The following is a 16,852-nucleotide window of genomic DNA, read 5'->3' on the forward strand; positions in this document are numbered from 1 at the left end:
TGAAATTTATCTCATCAATCGGCATTTGACAGGCATGGCCAAGAAAATTTGCCCAAGGGAATCATTTTCAAACCATCGGTTAACCCAGTATCCGCTATAAGCCCTATGTCATGCGAGCGCGTCAAACCAACCGACAGGCCGTCCGAAGGCCGCTGACCATGTCGGCCCGTTGTCGGTTGATGAGCGGGTTGCAGGATAATGTCACGGTTGGCGATCTTTCCACCCATGGATGTTGTATCACCACGCGCACATTGACGTTGACGGTGGGCACGCGGGTGTTGCTCAAACTCGATGGGTTGGAAGCGATCAGTTGCACAGTACGCTGGACCGAAAGCAACCAATGCGGGTTGCAATTCGAACGTCCGATCTATGAACCGGTGGTGGAACATCTGTGCCGCCTGCATGTGCGCATGGGCGGTGAGGTGCAGGACTATCGCGCCCGGACGCGGGGCATCTGCGCGCCTTAACCCCGTGATGTCGCCGATAAGGGCAGGGCGGTGGTTGGATAGCCCAGACCTTCGGGAATGGTCAGCCATTCCTGACCATCGCGGATGATCCGCCGCGCTGAAATGGGCGTGACGGGATGGGCCAGCGCGTTGGCCACGGCCTGATCGAAATTGGCCAAGGGTGCCAAACGCTCCAGATTAAGCTGTGTCGGCAGGATGATCTTGATATCGCCCTTGGCCGCATCGTCCAGACATTGCGCGGCACTGGCCCAAAAAAGACGACTGTTTTCCGTGGCATCGACCAAAAGATCGACTGCGCCCGTACCGATATTGGCCAGATAGAAGCGAGTGTCAAATCCTCCGACACTTTTGCGCCGCCAACGGGCAAAGGGGGTTAAAAGCGATAAATCGAGGCTCAGATCGAGCCGTTTCAGCATGTCGGCCATGGTGGCCCCGGCCTGCAAAATGGCGCGCGCCTCCATCGCCTCTTCGCGTGTTGGCCCGCGCGTAAACCCCAGAGCAAGCCCGGTTTCTTCCAACGTCTCGCGGATGGCGGCAATGCGTGCGGCCATGTCGGAATATTCGTCCTGCGCTTCTCCTGTCAGGATTTGCGCCAATTCGGCGTCCTGTGGGTCAACTTTGCCTCCGGGGAAAACCGTAGCTCCGGCGGCAAAACGCATGGTTGCGGCGCGTTCCACCATCAGCAATTGCGGTGCCGGATCCGCGGAACTCTGCCGAAAAATGACAAGTGTCGCGGCGGGGCGCAGGGTGAAAGGAGGCTGGGGATTCATGATGCTTTGATAGGCCTGCGCGATCACTTGGCAAGGGGTTGAGTTGGCAGGATCAGGGGTGTCGGGGAAATTGACACTTTCGTGAAATGCGGGGGCAAATTACCGCTGAAATCCCGGCATTTTGGCGCTTCTCGAAAATTGGCACGCCCTATGCATATCCTTGCGCATTGGTAGCAGTCTCGAACGAGGCGGCCCGCATGACAGTCTCCGCGGTTCGTCTCACTCCCGTCTCGAGCACAAAGGTGGGGTCGGTCTTCCCAGTCTCCCGGCCCCACCATTCCCTTCAAACCAATAAAAAGGCCGCCTCCCATGGGGAAGCGGCCCTTTTTATTGGCGCAATGGCGTGGCTTTATGCGGCCAGACCGTGCTGCTGAAACAGCGACTGAAGCTCGCCCGCTTCATACATTTCCATCATGATGTCGCTGCCGCCCAGAAATTCGCCCTTTACGTAAAGCTGGGGGATCGTCGGCCAATCCGAATAGGCCTTGATGCCCTGACGGATTTCCATGTCCTGCAACACGTCGACGGTGTGATAGGTCACGCCCAGATGCTCAAGAATCGAGATCGCGCGGCTGGAAAAACCACACTGCGGGAAAAGGGCGGTCCCTTTCATGAACAACACGACGTCGTTCGAATTCACAATATCGGCAATGCGGGTCTGGACATCGGACATGGCTTGAAACTTTCTGCAACCAAACGGGGGATGACGCCCTTCTTGCGAAGGAAAGGCGTTTCGTCAATTGTTCAGGTGGGAACGCCGGTGGTCAGTTGCAAGGCGTGAAGTTCGCCCCCCATGCGCCCACCCAATGCGGCAAACACGGCCTTGTGCTGGGCAATGCGCGGTTTGCCGGCAAAGCTGGCCGAGGTGACATGCGCGGCGTAATGATCGCCATCGCCGGCCAGATCGGTGATCGTCACGTCGGCGTCGGGAATGGCGGCGCGAATCAGCGCTTCGATTTCAGCAGCGGGCATCGGCATCGGGGGGAAACTTCCTGTGTGATGGGCGCAGCCATGATGACTGCGCCAGAAATAGGGCCTTTAGACCTGGCCAATCATCGCGCGGCGCGCTTCGGCTTCCTTGGCCTTCAATGCGGTGCGCACTTCGGCTTCGTCGGCATCAACGCCTGCGCTGATCAAATCGCCCAGCAGCTTGCGAACGACATCCTCATCGCCCGCCTCTTCAAAATCGGCCTGCACCACCGATTTGGCATAGGCCTCGGTTTCTGCCGACGAAAGGCCCATGCGCTCTGCCGCCCATGTGCCCAGCAGGCGGTTGCGGCGGGCATGAATGCGAAATTCCAGCTCTTCGTCATGGGCAAACTTGGCTTCTTCACCCCGTTCGCGATCTTTGAAGCTGGTCATGGTGGCGTCTCCCGCTTGATTTTGAGGTTTGTGGATTTCGTGGCGTGACGTGGCACTGTTACAGTTTGCCGTTCATAACGCGACCGTGATCGCGCGCCAATCTATATGTGTCGCAGCGGCGGCGGTTCAATCCCCCGATTTGGCGCGACCACCGCTGCGACATGCCTTTTTCAGCAGATCGGAGGCGGTGGTTCTTTGCGCTCGCTCAAATTGGAGAAAGTTTTCCGTTCAAAAGGCGGGAAAATATACCCGCCCTAGTCGCCTGCCGCTTATGCCGAAACCGTGGTGGCCAGAAACGGCAATTCCGCCGCGATTTTGGTCTCATGCTTCTTGATGGCTTCGTCGCGGGCCAGCGTCAGGCCCACTTCGTCCAATCCGCCCAGCAGGCAATGCTTGCGGAACGGGTCGATTTCAAAGGTGAAGCGGTCCTGAAACGGCGTCGTCACGGTCTGAGTTTCCAGATCGATATCGATGGGTTGATCCTGCGCCACTTCGAGCAGGCGGTCCACCGCTTCCTGCGGCAGAACCACCGTCAGAATGCCGTTCTTGAACGCGTTGCCGGAAAAGATATCCGAAAAGCTGGGCGCAATGACGCAGGTGATGCCCATGTCCAGAAGCGCCCATGCGGCATGTTCACGGCTGGACCCGCAACCGAAATTGTCGCCCGCGATCAGGATCGGCGCGCCCTTGTTGCGTTCGGTGTCGAAGATATTGCCTTTTTCGGCGCGGATCGCTTCGAACGCACCCTTGCCAAGACCTTCACGCGTGATGGTCTTGAGCCAGTGGGCCGGGATGATCACGTCGGTATCGACATTCTTGGCGCCAAACGGGATCGCCGTGCCGGCCACGTGGTTGATCGGTTTCATATTGAAAACTCTTTCAGATCAGTCAGTTTCGGGCGCATCTTCGGGATGGGCGGGAGCGTCGGTCGGTTTGGCTTTGCGGCGGCTTGCAAAAATCACTGCCGCGGCCAGCGCCGCCGAACCAATGGCGGCACCCGCAATCGTGGCAACGCCAGCCCAGGTTGAACGTTCGCCCGAAACCTTCTTTTCGCTCTCATCGCTCATCTTTGTCACCCTATCCGTTCAGGCCAAAAATTCGCGGGCATCGGTCAATTTGCCCGTCACTGCTGCGGCCGCCGCCATCGCGGGCGAAACCAGATGCGTGCGCGCACCCGGACCCTGACGGCCGACGAAATTGCGGTTCGAGGTCGATGCACAACGCTCGCCCGCCGGAACCTTGTCCGGGTTCATGGCAAGACATGCCGAACAACCCGGTTCGCGCCATTCAAGGCCCGCCTCGATAAAGATCTTGTCCAAGCCTTCGGCCTCGGCCTGTTCCTTGACCAGTCCCGAACCCGGCACGACGATGGCCCAGCGCACATTGTCGGCCTTTTTGCGGCCCTTCACAATGGCGGCGGCGGCGCGCATGTCCTCGATGCGGCTGTTGGTGCACGAACCGATGAACACGTTCTGCACTTCCACATCGGTCAGCTTCTGGCCCGGCGTCAGGCCCATATAGGCCAGCGATTTGCGCGCGGCTTCCTGCTTGGACGGATCGGCAAAGCTTTCGGGCGCGGGCACAACGCCGCCAATCGCCACGGTGTCTTCGGGGCTGGTGCCCCATGTGACGGTGGGCTGGATCTTGGTTGCGTCGATCACGACGGTCTTGTCATAGGTCGCGCCCGGATCGGTGGCCAGGCTCTTCCACCATGCCACGGCCTTGTCCCAATCCTCGCCCTTGGGCGCATAGGGGCGGCCTTGGACATAGGCGAAGGTCTTTTCATCGGGCGCAATCAGGCCCGCGCGCGCGCCATGTTCAATCGCCATGTTCGAAACGGTCAGGCGGCCTTCGATCGACAGGCCGCGAATGGCCGAGCCGGTATATTCGATGACATAGCCCGTGCCGCCGCTGGCGCCCAGCGTGCCGCAAATGTGCAGGACAAGATCCTTGGCGGTGACGCCCGCGCCCAATTCGCCCTCGACGCGCACTTCCATCGTCTTTGAGCGCTTCAATTGCAGGGTCTGCGTGGCCAGCACATGTTCGACTTCGGACGTGCCGATGCCAAAGGCCAGCGCGCCCAGACCACCGTGGCAGGCCGTATGCGAGTCGCCGCAAACAATCGTCGCGCCGGGCAGAGAAAAGCCCTGTTCCGGGCCGACGACATGGACGATGCCCTGTTCACGATCGGCGTCACCAATCAGACGGATGCCGAATTCGGGCGCATTCACTTCCAGCGCGGCCAATTGCTGCGCGCTCTGGGGGTCTTTGATGGCAATACGGTTGCCCGCGGCATCGCGGCGCGCGGTGGTGGGCAGATTGTGATCCGGCACGGCCAACGTCAGATCCGGTCGACGCACCTTGCGCCCGGCAAGGCGAAGTGCCTCAAATGCCTGGGGACTGGTCACCTCATGCACAAGGTGCCGGTCGATCCAGATCAAGCTGGTGCCATCATCGCGGGATTCCACAGTGTGGGCATCCCAGATCTTTTCGTAGAGCGTCTTGGGTCCGGTCATAATAGATCCGAACTAGGCATGGGGTGCGGTAAAAACAAGAGGCGAATGCCCGCCACATGGACATTCGGGCCAGTGGCGCATTTCTGCATCGGGTATTATAGAAGGTCGCATGACTCCATTTGCCGCATCCGCCATCGTCATCATCAGCTTTTTCGCCATGGAAGCCATCGCGTGGAGCGCCCATAAATATATCATGCACGGCTGGGGCTGGGGTTGGCACCGCGATCATCACGAACGCCACGACCGCATGTTTGAAAAGAACGACCTCTACGCCCTGTTCGGCGCAGGCATGAGCATTTCGGCCTTTGCCATCGGCAGCCCTTTGGTCATGGGCGCGGGGGCGTGGGCGCCGGGCACGTGGATTGGCGTTGGCATTCTTTGCTATGGCATCGTTTATTCGCTGATCCATGATGGATTGGTCCATCAACGCTATTTCCACTACGTCCCGCGCGGCGGCTATGCCAAACGTCTGGTTCAGGCGCACCGGTTGCACCATGCCACCGTCGGCAAAGAGGGCGGCGTTTCCTTCGGCTTTGTCATCGCCCGCGACCCTGCCGCGCTCAAAAAGGAACTGGCCGAGCAGCGCAAGGCGGGAATCGCGGTGCTGCGTGAGGCTGAAGAGGTCTGAAACCGTATTTACGGCTCATGCCATTTGCGCTTTGGGCCGGGCTCTGCAAAAGAGGCGGTGAAAGGGAGGGACCATGGTCAAACAGCGCTTTCGCGCCACGTCCTATGACGTTGCAGAAGCAGCAGGCGTCAGCCAGTCCACCGTCTCACGCGCATTGAGCGGCGACCCGATTGTGGCCGCAGCCACGCGCGAAAGGATTGTCGAGGCGGCGCGGCGGCTCAATTATCACATCGATTCCTCGGCCTCGCGTATGCGCAGCGGGCGGTTGAACACGATTGCCGTGGTGGTGATCTGTCCCGAAGACGAGGATGTCCGGGCGTTCAACCCGTTCCATTATGCCTTGCTGGGCGGGATTTGCGCGGCGGCTTCGGCGCGGGGCATGGAAACCATCGTCTCGTTTCAGGGCGCGCCCGACCGTCTGGACGATCATTTCGAACGCAGCCGCCGCGCCATCGGCATGATCGTGTTCGGCACCAGCGAAAACCGCAAGGCATGGGACTATTTTCAGGCATCGGCCGATGATGGTTGCCACGTCGTGTGCTGGGGCGCACCTGCGCCCGCGCATGAATTGCCATGGGTGCGCGCCGACAATCACGGCGGGGCGCGGGCGGCGGTGGAACACCTGCTCGATCATGGCTATCGCCGCATCGTCTATGTGGGCGAGGCCGATTGCCCGCAGCGCCAATTTGCCGAACGTTATGATGCCTATGCCGAAACGCTGGTGGCGGCAGGTTTGACGCCGCGCATCATGACGTTGGAGCCGGGCTTTTCGCGGCACGAACAAGGGCGGCGCGCGGCGGCGGCTTTGCTGGAGGCTGGTGAGCCCTTCGATGGGTTGTTCACCGCCTGCGATGACATTGCGCTGGGCGCGATGGCTTTGTTGGAGGAGCGGGGCCTGAATGTTCCGGGCGATGTCGGTGTCGTCGGCTTTGACGGGGTCAAGGCGGGGCAGTTCAGCGTGCCGCCTCTGACCACGATTGAACCCGATTTCGCGGTGGCTGGGCAACAGCTCGTCGACCGGCTTCAGGCCTTGGTCGATGATAAGGAAATGGCGCAGGAACGTGTGCCGGTACGTCTGGTCGTGCGGGGCAGCGCGCTTGGCCGGGTGGCCGCGCCCGTCTGAAATCGGGCGAATAACAACAAAAAGGGGCGGGAAAGCGTGATGCCTTCCCGCCCCTTTTTATTTGCCCATGGCAGGCCGATCACATGTGGATCGGCTTGCCCTGCACAGCCATCGCGGCTTCCTTGATCGCTTCCGAATGGGTCGGGTGAGCGTGGCAGGTATAGGCGATGTCTTCGCTCTTGGCGCCAAATTCCATGGCTTGGGCTGCCTGCGCAATCATGGTGCCCGCCACGCTGGCAATGCACCATACGCCCAGAACGCGGTCGGTGTTGGCATCCGCAATGACCTTGACGAAGCCGTCGGGCTCGCGGTTGGTCTTGGCGCGGCTGTTGGCCATCATGGGGAATTTGCCGACCTTGATGGGGCCGCGTTCCTTGGCGGCTTCCTCGGTCAGGCCCACGCCCGCGAATTCCGGCATCGTGTAAACCACGCCCGGGATCACGTCATGGTTCACAATGCCGGTCAGACCAGCAATGTTTTCCGCCACCGCAATGCCTTCGTCCTCAGCCTTATGCGCCAACATCGGGCCGGGGATCACGTCGCCAACGGCCCACACGCCGTCAACGGCGGTGCGGAAATCATGGTCGGTTTCGATCTGGCCACGCGCGTTCAGCGACAGACCGATGTTTTCCAGACCCAGACCATCGACATTGGGACGGCGACCAATGGCCACCAGCACGCAGTCGGCCTCGATCGTCGAGGCTTCGCCGCCCGCCGCCGGTTCGATGGTGAGGGTGGCCTTGCCGCCTTCAACGGTCGCGCCGGTGACCTTCGTCGAAAGCTTGAGCTCCATGCCCTGCTTCTTGAAGATCTTGGCCGCTTCCTTGCGCACTTCGCCGTCCATGCCGGGCAGCAGCTGGTCAAGGAATTCGACCACGGTGACCTTGGCGCCCAGACGGCGCCACACCGAGCCAAGTTCCAGACCGATCACGCCGCCGCCGATGACGACGAGGTGATTGGGAACGCGGTCCAGCGCCAGAGCGCCGGTCGAGTCCACGATGATGCCCGCGTCATTGTCCACCGGCACGGTGGGCAGCGGCGTCACCGACGAGCCGGTGGCGATCACGATATGCTTGGCCGTGACGGTTTCGCCCGCGACCTCAACCGTGTGGGCGTCCTTGAACGTGGCGTAGCCCTTCTTCCAGTCGACCTTGTTCTTCTTGAAGAGGAACTCGATGCCGCCGGTCAGTTCCTTGACCGCCGTCGACTTTTCACCCTGAAGCACGGGCAGGTCCAGCTCGACCGGGCCGGTCTTCACGCCAAACTTGGCCAGCGTGCCATGCGCGGCTTCCTCGAACAGCTCGCTGCCATGCAGCAGAGCCTTGGAGGGAATGCAGCCCACGTTGAGGCAGGTTCCGCCCAGCGTTGCGCGGCCCTCGGCGCAGGCGGTCTTCAACCCAAGCTGCGCCGCACGGATGGCGGCCACATAACCGCCGGGGCCTGCACCGATGACGAGGACGTCGTAATTGTATTCAGCCATTGTTCTGTCCCCTATCCGATCAAAGGTCGATCAGCAGACGCGTGGGATCCTCGATCGCTTCCTTGATGGTCTTCAAGGCCGTCACGGCTTCGCGACCGTCGATGATGCGGTGGTCATAGGACAGCGCGATATACATCATCGGGCGGATCACGATCTGACCATTGCGGACCACCGGGCGGTCCTCGATACGGTGCAGGCCGAGCACAGCCGACTGGGGAGGGTTGATGATCGGGGTCGACATCAGACCGCCGAACACGCCGCCATTCGAGATGGTGAACGTGCCGCCCGTCATGTCGGCCATGGTCAGCGAGCCTTCTTTGGCCTTCTTGCCATAGTCGGCAATCGCCTTTTCGATGCCGGCGAAGGACATCTTGTCGACATCGCGCACCACCGGCACGACCAGACCATTCGGGGCCGAAACGGCGACCGAAATATCGACATAGTCGTGATAGACGATTTCATCGCCCTGGATCTGGGCGTTGACAGCCGGGATGTCTTTCAGAGCCAGCACCGAAGCCTTGGCGAAGAAGGACATGAAGCCCAGCTTCACGCCATGCTTCTTTTCAAAGCTGTCCTTGAAGCGGTTGCGCGCTTCCATCACCGCCGACATGTCAACGTCGTTGAAGGTGGTGAGCAGAGCGGCATTTTCCTGCGCGCTCTTGAGACGCTTGGCGATGGTCTGACGCAGGCGCGTCATCTTCACGCGCTCTTCGCGACGCTCGTTGGCGGGCGCTGCAACAGCGGCCGGAACCGTCGGCGCGCCGCTGGCGGCCTTCGACTGAGCCGCTGCCACCACGTCTTCCTTGGTGATGCGGCCGTCCTTGCCGGTGCCCTTAATGGTGGCCGGATCGATGCCGTATTCCAGAACCGCGCGGCGAACCGCCGGGCTCAGAACCGCCGGGTCGGTCGCTTCACCAGCAGCCGGAGCCGCCACCGGAGCCGCCGCCACAGGGGCAGGGGCCGCAGCAGCAGGCGCCGCCGCCTTGGGAGCAGCGCCAGCCGCGCCTTCTTCGATCACGGCGATGATCGCGCTGACCGTCACCGTGTCGCCAACGGCGGCTAGGTGCTGGCTCAGCACGCCGGCGACCGGAGCGTTGACTTCGATGGCAACCTTGTCTGTTTCCAGGCTGGCAATGGGTTCGTCCAGAGCGACCGCTTCGCCCGGCTGCTTGAGCCACTGGCCGATCGTGGCCTCGCTCACCGATTCACCCAGAGTGGGGACTTTGACTTCCGTGGACATGACTTGCTTATCCTAAAGAAATTGGCAGGAGAGCGAGGGCTTAACCCTTTTGCTGACGGCGGATTTCGCTGCGGGCCGAAAGACCCAGCGCATCGGCCACCAAGGCGCCCTGTTCAAGAGTGTGACGCTTTGCGCTGCCCGTTGCGGGCGAAGCCGAAGCCTGACGTCCCGCATAACGAGCGCGCGAAACCTTGGCCTTGGCGTTGGCCAGCGTTTCCTCGATCAGCGGTTCGACAAAGAACCAGGAACCGTTGTTCTTGGGTTCTTCCTGACACCAGATCACTTCTTCCAGATTGGGCATCTTGGCCAGACGTGCCGCAAGCGGTTCGCCCGGGAAGGGGTAAATCTGTTCGATACGGATGATCTGCGTATCCTTGATCTCGTTCTTGTCACGCGACTCAAACAGATCATAGGCCACCTTGCCCGAGCACAGGATCACGCGGCGGGTATCCTTGTCGGCGGCACCGTTGATGTCCGACAGGATGCGCATGAAGTGACCTTCGCCCACGAATTCCTCGGCCTTGGATTTGGCCATCGGGTGACGCAGCAGGCTCTTCGGGCTCATGATGATCAGCGGCTTGCGGAAGCTGCGATGCATCTGACGGCGCAGAACGTGGAAGTAATTGGCCGGGCTGGTGATGTTGCACACCTGCATGTTGTCTTCGGCGCAAAGCTGAAGATAACGTTCCAGACGGGCCGACGAGTGTTCCGGACCCTGACCTTCATAGCCATGAGGCAGAAGCATCACGAGACCATTGGCGCGCAGCCACTTCGATTCCGACGAAGCGATATACTGGTCGATCACGATCTGGGCGCCATTGGCGAAGTCGCCGAACTGGCCTTCCCACAGGACAAGCGTCTTGGGATCGGCGCTGGCATAGCCATATTCATAGCCCAGCACGCCATATTCCGAGAGCGGGCTGTCATAGACTTCAAAGAAGCCATGCGGCACCGTGGTCAGCGGAACATACTTGCTCTCATTGGTCTGATCGACCCAGACGGCGTGACGGTGGCTGAACGTGCCGCGACCGCAATCCTGACCCGACAGGCGGACCGAATAGCCTTCCGAAAGCAGCGAGCCAAAGGCCAGCGCTTCGGCGGTCGCCCAGTCAAAGCCTTCGCCCGTGCTGAACATTTCGCGCTTGGCGTCCAGAACGCGGCCCAGCGTCTTGTGGATCGTCAGATCGCCCGGAACCGTGGTCAGCGTGCGGCCAAGGCTGTCGAACAGCTTTTGTTCGATGCCGGTGGGCACGTTGCGGCGGGCGCTTTCGGGGTCCATCGGCTGGTTGAAACCGCTCCAGCGGCCGCCGAACCAGTCGGCCTGATTGGCCTTATAGGTCTTGGCGGCGTCGAAGTGTTCTTCCAGATGGGCGTTAAAGGCCGCAACCTGTTCGCCAAGGAAACCGGCCGGGATCACGCCTTCGCGCTGCAGACGTTCAGCATAGAGTTCCGACACGGGCTTGTGCGCGCGGATCTTCTGATACATCAGCGGCTGGGTGAAACCGGGCTCGTCGCCTTCATTGTGACCAAAGCGGCGATAGCACCACATGTCGATCACGATGTCGCGGCCAAAGGTCTGGCGATAATCGATCGCGAGCTTGCACGCGAAGGTCACCGCTTCCGGATCATCGCCATTGACGTGCAGCACGGGGCACTGAATGCCCTTGGCAACGTCCGAGGGATACGGCGAGCCGCGCGAGAACTGCGGGCTGGTCGTAAAGCCGATCTGGTTGTTGATGATGAAGTGGATGCAGCCGCCGGTGTTGTAACCCTTCACGCCCGACAGGCCGAAGCATTCCCACACGATGCCCTGACCCGCAAACGCGGCGTCACCGTGGATCAGAACCGGCAGCACCTGCTTGTGCTTGGCGCCCGGCCCGATGTCGGTGCCGATGTCGTCGCGGATCTGCTGATAGGCGCGAACCTTGCCCAGAACGATGGGGTCCACCGTTTCAAGGTGCGAAGGGTTCGGCATCAGGCTCATGTGAACCTTGATCCCGTCGAAATCGCGGTCGGTGCTGGTGCCAAGGTGGTACTTGACGTCGCCAGAGCCGCCCACGTCTTCGGGATTGGCGGTGCCGCCCGAAAATTCGTGGAAGATCACCTTGTAAGGCTTGGCCATCACGTTGGCCAAGACGTTCAGGCGACCACGGTGGGCCATGCCATAAACGATTTCCTTCACGCCCTGCTGGCCACCATACTTGATGACGGCTTCAAGGGCAGGGATCATCGATTCGCCGCCATCAAGGCCAAAGCGCTTGGTGCCGACATACTTCTTGCCGCAGAACTTTTCCCACTGCTCGCCGCGAACCACGGCGCCCAGAATGGCCTTCTTGCCCTCGGCGGAAAATTCGATGTGCTTGTCGGCGCCTTCCATGCGGTCCTGCAGGAAGCGGCGTTCTTCGACATCGGTGATGTGCATGTATTCAAGGCCAACCTTGCCGCAATAGTTTGCGCGCAGGATGGCGACAAGTTCACGCACCGTGGCCCATTGCAGACCCATGTTGCCGCCAAGGAAAACCTTGCGGTCAAGCCCGGCGCCCGTGAAGCCGTAATATTCCGGCGTCATATCGGCGGGCAGATCGGAATGGTGCAGGCCAAGCGGATCGAGGTCGGCGGCCAGATGGCCACGCACGCGATAGGTGCGGATCAGCATGATCGCGCGCAGCGTATCGCTGGCGGCTTCTTCGATGGCGGCTTCGCTGACCGGCGTGCCGGCCTTTTTCGCCGCGGCCTTGATCCCTTCCCTCAGCGTAGTGGGGTCGAGCGCGCGGGTCAGCTCGTCCTCTGCTGCGCCGCCTACCTGCGGCCAGTTGCGTCGCTGCCAGCTCGGTCCGGGCTGCGGCCCGTCCTGTGCTGGGTCGGAAAGAAAATCTTGGCTTTCGCTACCCATGGCTTCACCTATTTTCGCACCAATGCGTTCAAACACCGGTGGGGGTTATTGTGGCGGCTGGTTCCGAAAGAGCCTTTGGCCCTGGGGAGGATTGGCCGGCACATTGCAGTCTTCTAATACCGGGCGTGCTTAACCCTGGATGGATGCGCACGCCCGGTATTGAACTTAAATTCAGCCCTTCAGCGCTTCGGCGAGCGTTTCGCCGAGCAGGCTGGGGCTGGCCGAAACCTTGATACCGGCTTCTTCCATCGCCGCGATCTTGTCTTCGGCGCCGCCCTGGCCGCCCGAAACGATCGCACCGGCGTGGCCCATGCGGCGGCCCGGAGGAGCCGTACGACCGGCAATAAAGCCAGCCATAGGCTTCTTGCGACCGCGCTTGGCTTCGTCCTTCAGGAACTGTGCGGCTTCTTCTTCCGCGCTGCCGCCGATTTCGCCGATCATGATGATCGACTTGGTGGCTTCGTCGGCCAGGAAGAGTTCGAGCACGTCGATGAAGTTCGTGCCATTGACCGGGTCGCCGCCAATGCCGACAGCGGTCGTCTGGCCAAGGCCGATGGCGCTGGTCTGGAACACGGCTTCATAGGTCAGCGTGCCGGAACGCGAAACCACGCCGACCGAGCCTTCCTTGAAGATCGAACCGGGCATGATGCCGATCTTGCACTGGTTCGGCGTCAGAACGCCGGGGCAGTTCGGACCGATCAGGCGCGACTTCGAACCCGACAGGGCGCGCTTGACGCGGATCATGTCGGTGACGGGGATGCCTTCGGTGATCGCAACGATCAGCTCGATTTCAGCGTCGATGGCTTCGAGGATCGAGTCCGCGGCGAATGGCGGCGGAACATAGATGACAGACGCGGTCGCGCCCGAAACTTCCTTGGCTTCTGCCACGGTGTTCCAGATGGGCAGGTTGGTTTCAGCGTGGATCGTACCGCCCTTGCCGGGGGTGACGCCGCCAACCATCTGCGTGCCATAGGCCAAAGCCTGCTGCGTGTGGAAAGTGCCGGTCTTGCCGGTCATCCCTTGCGTGATGACCTTGGTATTTTTGTCAATCAGGATCGACATGGAATTCTCCGAGAAGGGGAGGAGGTCTTCTTATAATTGCGGCCCCGGCATTTTACCGGGGCCGCAGCTATTTGGATCAGGCCAGCGAGGGATCGATACCCTTACAAGCCACCAGCAGTTCCTTCACCGCTTCAACCGAAACGTTGAGGTTGGCCTGAGCTTCTTCGTCCAGTTCGATCTCGATGACCTTTTCAACGCCGCCGGCGCCGATCATGACAGGGACGCCCACATACAGGTCGTTCACGCCATATTCGCCGTTCACATAGGCGGCCGAAGGCAGGATGCGCTTCTGGTCGTTGAGGTAGGCTTCAGCCATGGCAATGGCCGAGGCGGCCGGAGCATAGAAGGCCGAACCGGTCTTGAGCAGGCCGACGATTTCGCCGCCGCCCGAACGGGTGCGGGCGACGATGGCGTCGATCTTTTCCTGCGTCGACAGGCCCATCTTGATCAGGTCGGGAACGGGGATGCCGTTGACGGTCGAGTACTGAACCACCGGCACCATCGTGTCGCCGTGGCCGCCCAGAACGAAGGTGTTCACGTCGCGCACCGAAACGCCAAATTCCCAGGCCAGGAACGTGGTGAAACGAGCCGAGTCCAGAACGCCGGCCATGCCGACAACCTTGTTCGCGGGGAGCCCTGAGAATTCGCGAAGAGCCCAAACCATCGCGTCGAGCGGGTTGGTGATGCAGATCACGAAAGCGTCGGGGCAGTTGTTCTTGATGCCTTCGCCAACAGCCTTCATCACCTTCAGGTTGATGCCGAGCAGGTCGTCGCGGCTCATGCCGGGCTTGCGCGGAACGCCCGCGGTGACGATCACCACGTCGGCGCCGGCCAGATCGGCATAATCATTCGTACCAGTGATCTTGGCGTCAAAGCCTTCGACCGGGCCGCACTGCGACAGGTCAAGAGCCTTGCCCTGAGGAACGCCCTCGACAACGTCGAACAGGACGATGTCGCCCAGTTCCTTCTGCGCTGCCAGATGAGCGAGCGTGCCGCCGATGTTGCCGGCGCCGATCAGGGCAATCTTCTTGCGAGCCATGAAGCAATCCTTCCGTACTTGCGGGGCTTCCCCTTGACCGGACATGGCCGCAGGATAGCGAGTGTTTCACCGACCATCATACGCAGTCCCGCAAGCGCGCAAGTGGCCCTAAACCGAATTGGGGGTGGCCCTATTCCTGTCTTTGCCGCATTGCAAGGTGTGAAAAGCATATAAGACGAAAGAGTTTGTGCGAGTAATTCGCAGTAGCATAAGGCCTTACGCTAATATCCTATATGGATTGTTTTTGGCTCTTGCGGTTCCTTATTGGTGCAGCATACGAAACCAATTGCCCAACGGGCGGCGCTTAGGCGCGCATGCGGTCGTCGTTTGAGCCGCCATGTGAGTCGGCGGTAAGCTGTGCTTTGCCGACCCGGCGGGCTTCCTGTGCCAACAGCATGGCGGCCAGATAGTCGGGCACGGCCCGGCTGAAATACCACCCCTGGCCCAGTGTACAGCCGGTGTCGCGCACGGCCTGTACCTGTTCCAGAGTCTCCAGACCCTCGGCCACAATTTCCATGCCCAGCGTCTTGCCCATGGCGGCCACGGCGCAGATGATCGCATGGCTGGTCGTTCCAGCGCTCAGGCCGGAGATAAAGCTGCGGTCGATCTTGATCTTTTTGAAGGGGTAGCGATCAAGATAGCCGAGGGACGAATAGCCGGTCCCGAAATCGTCCAGTGCAAAACGCACGCCCGCCCCGGCCAGTTCATTGATGAACGCCGAAGTGTTGGGGCTGTGATCCAGCAACGTGGTTTCGGTGATTTCCAATTCCAGCCGGTGCGGCGGCAGCTTTGCCTCACGCAGCGCGTTCAGGATGCCAAGGGCAGCGCCCGGGGCGCGGATCTGGAGCGGGGAAAGGTTGACCGCCAGCGTCACATCATCGGGCCATTCGGCGGCAACCCGCGCGGCCTTGGCCGTGATCCAGTTGCCCAGCGTGATGATGGCGCCGCTTTCCTCGGCCACGGGGATGAATTCGTCGGGACGCAATTCGCCCTTTTCCGGATGGAACCAGCGGACCAGCGCTTCGAACGCCCGAATGCGCCCGGTTTCCAGATCGACCAGCGGCTGAAAATGCACCGACAATTCGTCGCGTTGCAGCGCCAGACGCAACTCCGCCTCGATTTCCTTGCGGCGGATAAGATCGCGGGTCATCGATGGGTTGAAGCTGACAATCTGTTTGCGGCCATTCAGCTTGGCGTGGTTCAGCGCAAGGTCCGCGCCCTGAAGCACGGCCTCCAGATCGGTGCCATGTTCGGGCAGGATGGCAATCCCGATGGAGCAGCCGATTTCCAGCCGGTCATCGTCAATCCGCAACGGGCGCAGGATGTCGGTCAGGATCGTGTCGGCAATCGCCTTAACATCGGTATCCTGTTCGGCCTCAAAGGCTATGATGAATTCGTCGCCGCCAAAGCGGCCGATGCCCGCGCCAACCGGCGCGCTGCGGCGCAGGCGGGCGGCCACTTCGACCAGGCAGCGGTCGCCGACCTGATGGCCCAGCGTATCGTTGATTTCCTTGAACCGGTCGAGGTCGAGCCACAGGATCGCCAGCTTATTGCCTTCAGGGATCGCGACAAGGCGTTCGACCAGATGGTGATTAAGGCCCGCGCGGTTCAACAGGCCTGTGACAATATCGGTGCGCGCCAGATGCTGCATCTTTTCGGCAAGACGCTGGCTGGTTTCGGCGCTGGCAATCGAATCGCGCAACATACGAAACACATTAAGCGTGATCGACATCATCGCGGGCAAAACAAGGAAAAGGTTAAAGGCAAGCAGGCGGCTCGACAGGTCCGATTGCATGGCCGCGGCAATGATCATCGGGAAAATGGCCAGCGACAATTGCCCGATCGCGATAAATGGCCGCCCTGCATTACGCGCGGCAATGCCCGCGCCATAACCCGTCGCATTGGCCACAAGCAGCGTGCAAACCGGCCCCGGAACATCCGAGGCAAAGCTTAACGCTGCAATCATGCCTGCTGAACTGGAGTAGGTGAATGCGCCAATTTCATAAATGATTTCAAGCAGGCGCGGCTTGTGCGAAAACCATTTGGGCAACAGTGTGGCGCTGGCCACGCGGGCAACGGCGATGGTTGAAAGCACCCATGCCGCAATCGTGATATTGTGATCTTGGGAGTCATGGGCTGCCGCCGCGCTCGACAAAATGCCGCAGATTGCCCCCAACGCCAGCGATGCGGGCTGAGTGTAGAGCGTCTTGATCAGAATCGCTCTTGCCCGGTCATCAGCAGCGTTGGTTTTGAACAAAACCCGCATCATGTC

Annotated in this window: 16 protein-coding genes; 3 read left to right on the forward strand and 13 right to left on the reverse strand. The window is 60.8% G+C overall.

The window, feature by feature from the left end; genetic code table 11:
* Window positions 1-110: 110 nt before the first annotated feature.
* On the forward strand, window positions 111-467 hold the full coding sequence (locus tag ACZ9HU_RS05345) for a PilZ domain-containing protein (protein ID WP_476103158.1): 357 nt from the start codon (window positions 111-113) through the stop codon (window positions 465-467).
* Here the strand turns inward: ACZ9HU_RS05345 and ACZ9HU_RS05350 are convergent.
* The 7 genes from ACZ9HU_RS05350 to leuC all read right to left on the reverse strand — a co-directional run bounded on the left by ACZ9HU_RS05350 (window position 464) and on the right by leuC (window position 5,115).
* Window positions 464-1,237 carry an NUDIX hydrolase gene (locus tag ACZ9HU_RS05350; RefSeq protein ID WP_476103160.1) on the reverse strand — a complete coding sequence of 258 codons (774 nt, stop codon included), beginning with the start codon at window positions 1,235-1,237 and terminating at the stop codon, window positions 464-466. The genes ACZ9HU_RS05345 and ACZ9HU_RS05350 overlap by 4 nt on opposite strands.
* 349 nt (window positions 1,238-1,586) lie before the next feature.
* A complete protein-coding gene (grxD, locus tag ACZ9HU_RS05355) occupies window positions 1,587-1,910 on the reverse strand; it encodes a Grx4 family monothiol glutaredoxin (protein WP_476103162.1) in 324 nt (107 codons plus the stop codon).
* A gap of 71 nt (window positions 1,911-1,981) precedes the next feature.
* Window positions 1,982-2,215: a BolA/IbaG family iron-sulfur metabolism protein gene (locus ACZ9HU_RS05360; protein ID WP_476103164.1), complete on the reverse strand. Its 234-nt coding sequence runs from the start codon at window positions 2,213-2,215 to the stop codon at window positions 1,982-1,984.
* A gap of 60 nt (window positions 2,216-2,275) precedes the next feature.
* Entirely contained in the window at window positions 2,276-2,599 is a 324-nt protein-coding gene (locus tag ACZ9HU_RS05365) for a DUF1476 domain-containing protein (RefSeq protein ID WP_476103167.1), read from the reverse strand.
* Between the two features lie 269 nt (window positions 2,600-2,868).
* Window positions 2,869-3,465, reverse strand: coding sequence for a 3-isopropylmalate dehydratase small subunit (gene leuD, locus ACZ9HU_RS05370; RefSeq protein WP_476103169.1), 597 nt, complete (start codon window positions 3,463-3,465; stop codon window positions 2,869-2,871).
* 18 nt (window positions 3,466-3,483) lie between these two features.
* Complete coding sequence (locus tag ACZ9HU_RS05375; protein ID WP_476103171.1) at window positions 3,484-3,666, reverse strand: hypothetical protein; 183 nt, start codon at window positions 3,664-3,666, stop codon at window positions 3,484-3,486.
* Window positions 3,667-3,684: 18 nt separating this feature from the next.
* A complete protein-coding gene (gene leuC, locus ACZ9HU_RS05380; protein ID WP_476103174.1) occupies window positions 3,685-5,115 on the reverse strand; it encodes a 3-isopropylmalate dehydratase large subunit in 1,431 nt (476 codons plus the stop codon).
* A 109-nt stretch (window positions 5,116-5,224) separates the two neighbouring features.
* Here leuC and ACZ9HU_RS05385 point away from each other — a divergent pair, with 109 nt between their 5' ends.
* Both ACZ9HU_RS05385 and ACZ9HU_RS05390 read left to right on the forward strand, forming a co-directional pair.
* Complete coding sequence (locus tag ACZ9HU_RS05385) at window positions 5,225-5,743, forward strand: sterol desaturase family protein (protein ID WP_476103176.1); 519 nt, start codon at window positions 5,225-5,227, stop codon at window positions 5,741-5,743.
* Between the two features lie 73 nt (window positions 5,744-5,816).
* A complete protein-coding gene (locus ACZ9HU_RS05390; RefSeq protein WP_476103179.1) occupies window positions 5,817-6,866 on the forward strand; it encodes a LacI family DNA-binding transcriptional regulator in 1,050 nt (349 codons plus the stop codon).
* Window positions 6,867-6,945: 79 nt separating this feature from the next.
* On the opposite strand, the gene lpdA is transcribed toward ACZ9HU_RS05390, so the two are convergent.
* The 6 genes from lpdA to ACZ9HU_RS05420 all read right to left on the reverse strand — a co-directional run bounded on the left by lpdA (window position 6,946) and on the right by ACZ9HU_RS05420 (window position 16,849).
* Window positions 6,946-8,346 carry a dihydrolipoyl dehydrogenase gene (gene lpdA / locus ACZ9HU_RS05395; RefSeq protein ID WP_476103181.1) on the reverse strand — a complete coding sequence of 467 codons (1,401 nt, stop codon included), beginning with the start codon at window positions 8,344-8,346 and terminating at the stop codon, window positions 6,946-6,948.
* Between the two features lie 19 nt (window positions 8,347-8,365).
* A complete protein-coding gene (gene odhB, locus ACZ9HU_RS05400) occupies window positions 8,366-9,586 on the reverse strand; it encodes a 2-oxoglutarate dehydrogenase complex dihydrolipoyllysine-residue succinyltransferase (protein ID WP_476103183.1) in 1,221 nt (406 codons plus the stop codon).
* A gap of 40 nt (window positions 9,587-9,626) precedes the next feature.
* On the reverse strand, window positions 9,627-12,479 hold the full coding sequence (locus tag ACZ9HU_RS05405) for a 2-oxoglutarate dehydrogenase E1 component (RefSeq protein ID WP_476103185.1): 2,853 nt from the start codon (window positions 12,477-12,479) through the stop codon (window positions 9,627-9,629).
* A 171-nt stretch (window positions 12,480-12,650) separates the two neighbouring features.
* Window positions 12,651-13,541: a succinate--CoA ligase subunit alpha gene (gene sucD, locus ACZ9HU_RS05410; RefSeq protein ID WP_476103188.1), complete on the reverse strand. Its 891-nt coding sequence runs from the start codon at window positions 13,539-13,541 to the stop codon at window positions 12,651-12,653.
* A 76-nt stretch (window positions 13,542-13,617) separates the two neighbouring features.
* The gene (gene mdh, locus ACZ9HU_RS05415) at window positions 13,618-14,580 is read right to left on the reverse strand and encodes a malate dehydrogenase (protein WP_476103190.1); all 963 of its coding nucleotides are present in this window, start codon (window positions 14,578-14,580) and stop codon (window positions 13,618-13,620) included.
* A gap of 304 nt (window positions 14,581-14,884) precedes the next feature.
* Window positions 14,885-16,849: a putative bifunctional diguanylate cyclase/phosphodiesterase gene (locus tag ACZ9HU_RS05420; RefSeq protein ID WP_476103192.1), complete on the reverse strand. Its 1,965-nt coding sequence runs from the start codon at window positions 16,847-16,849 to the stop codon at window positions 14,885-14,887.
* Window positions 16,850-16,852: the final 3 nt, after the last annotated feature.

Source organism: Novosphingobium sp. Sphag1I (genome assembly GCF_056279125.1).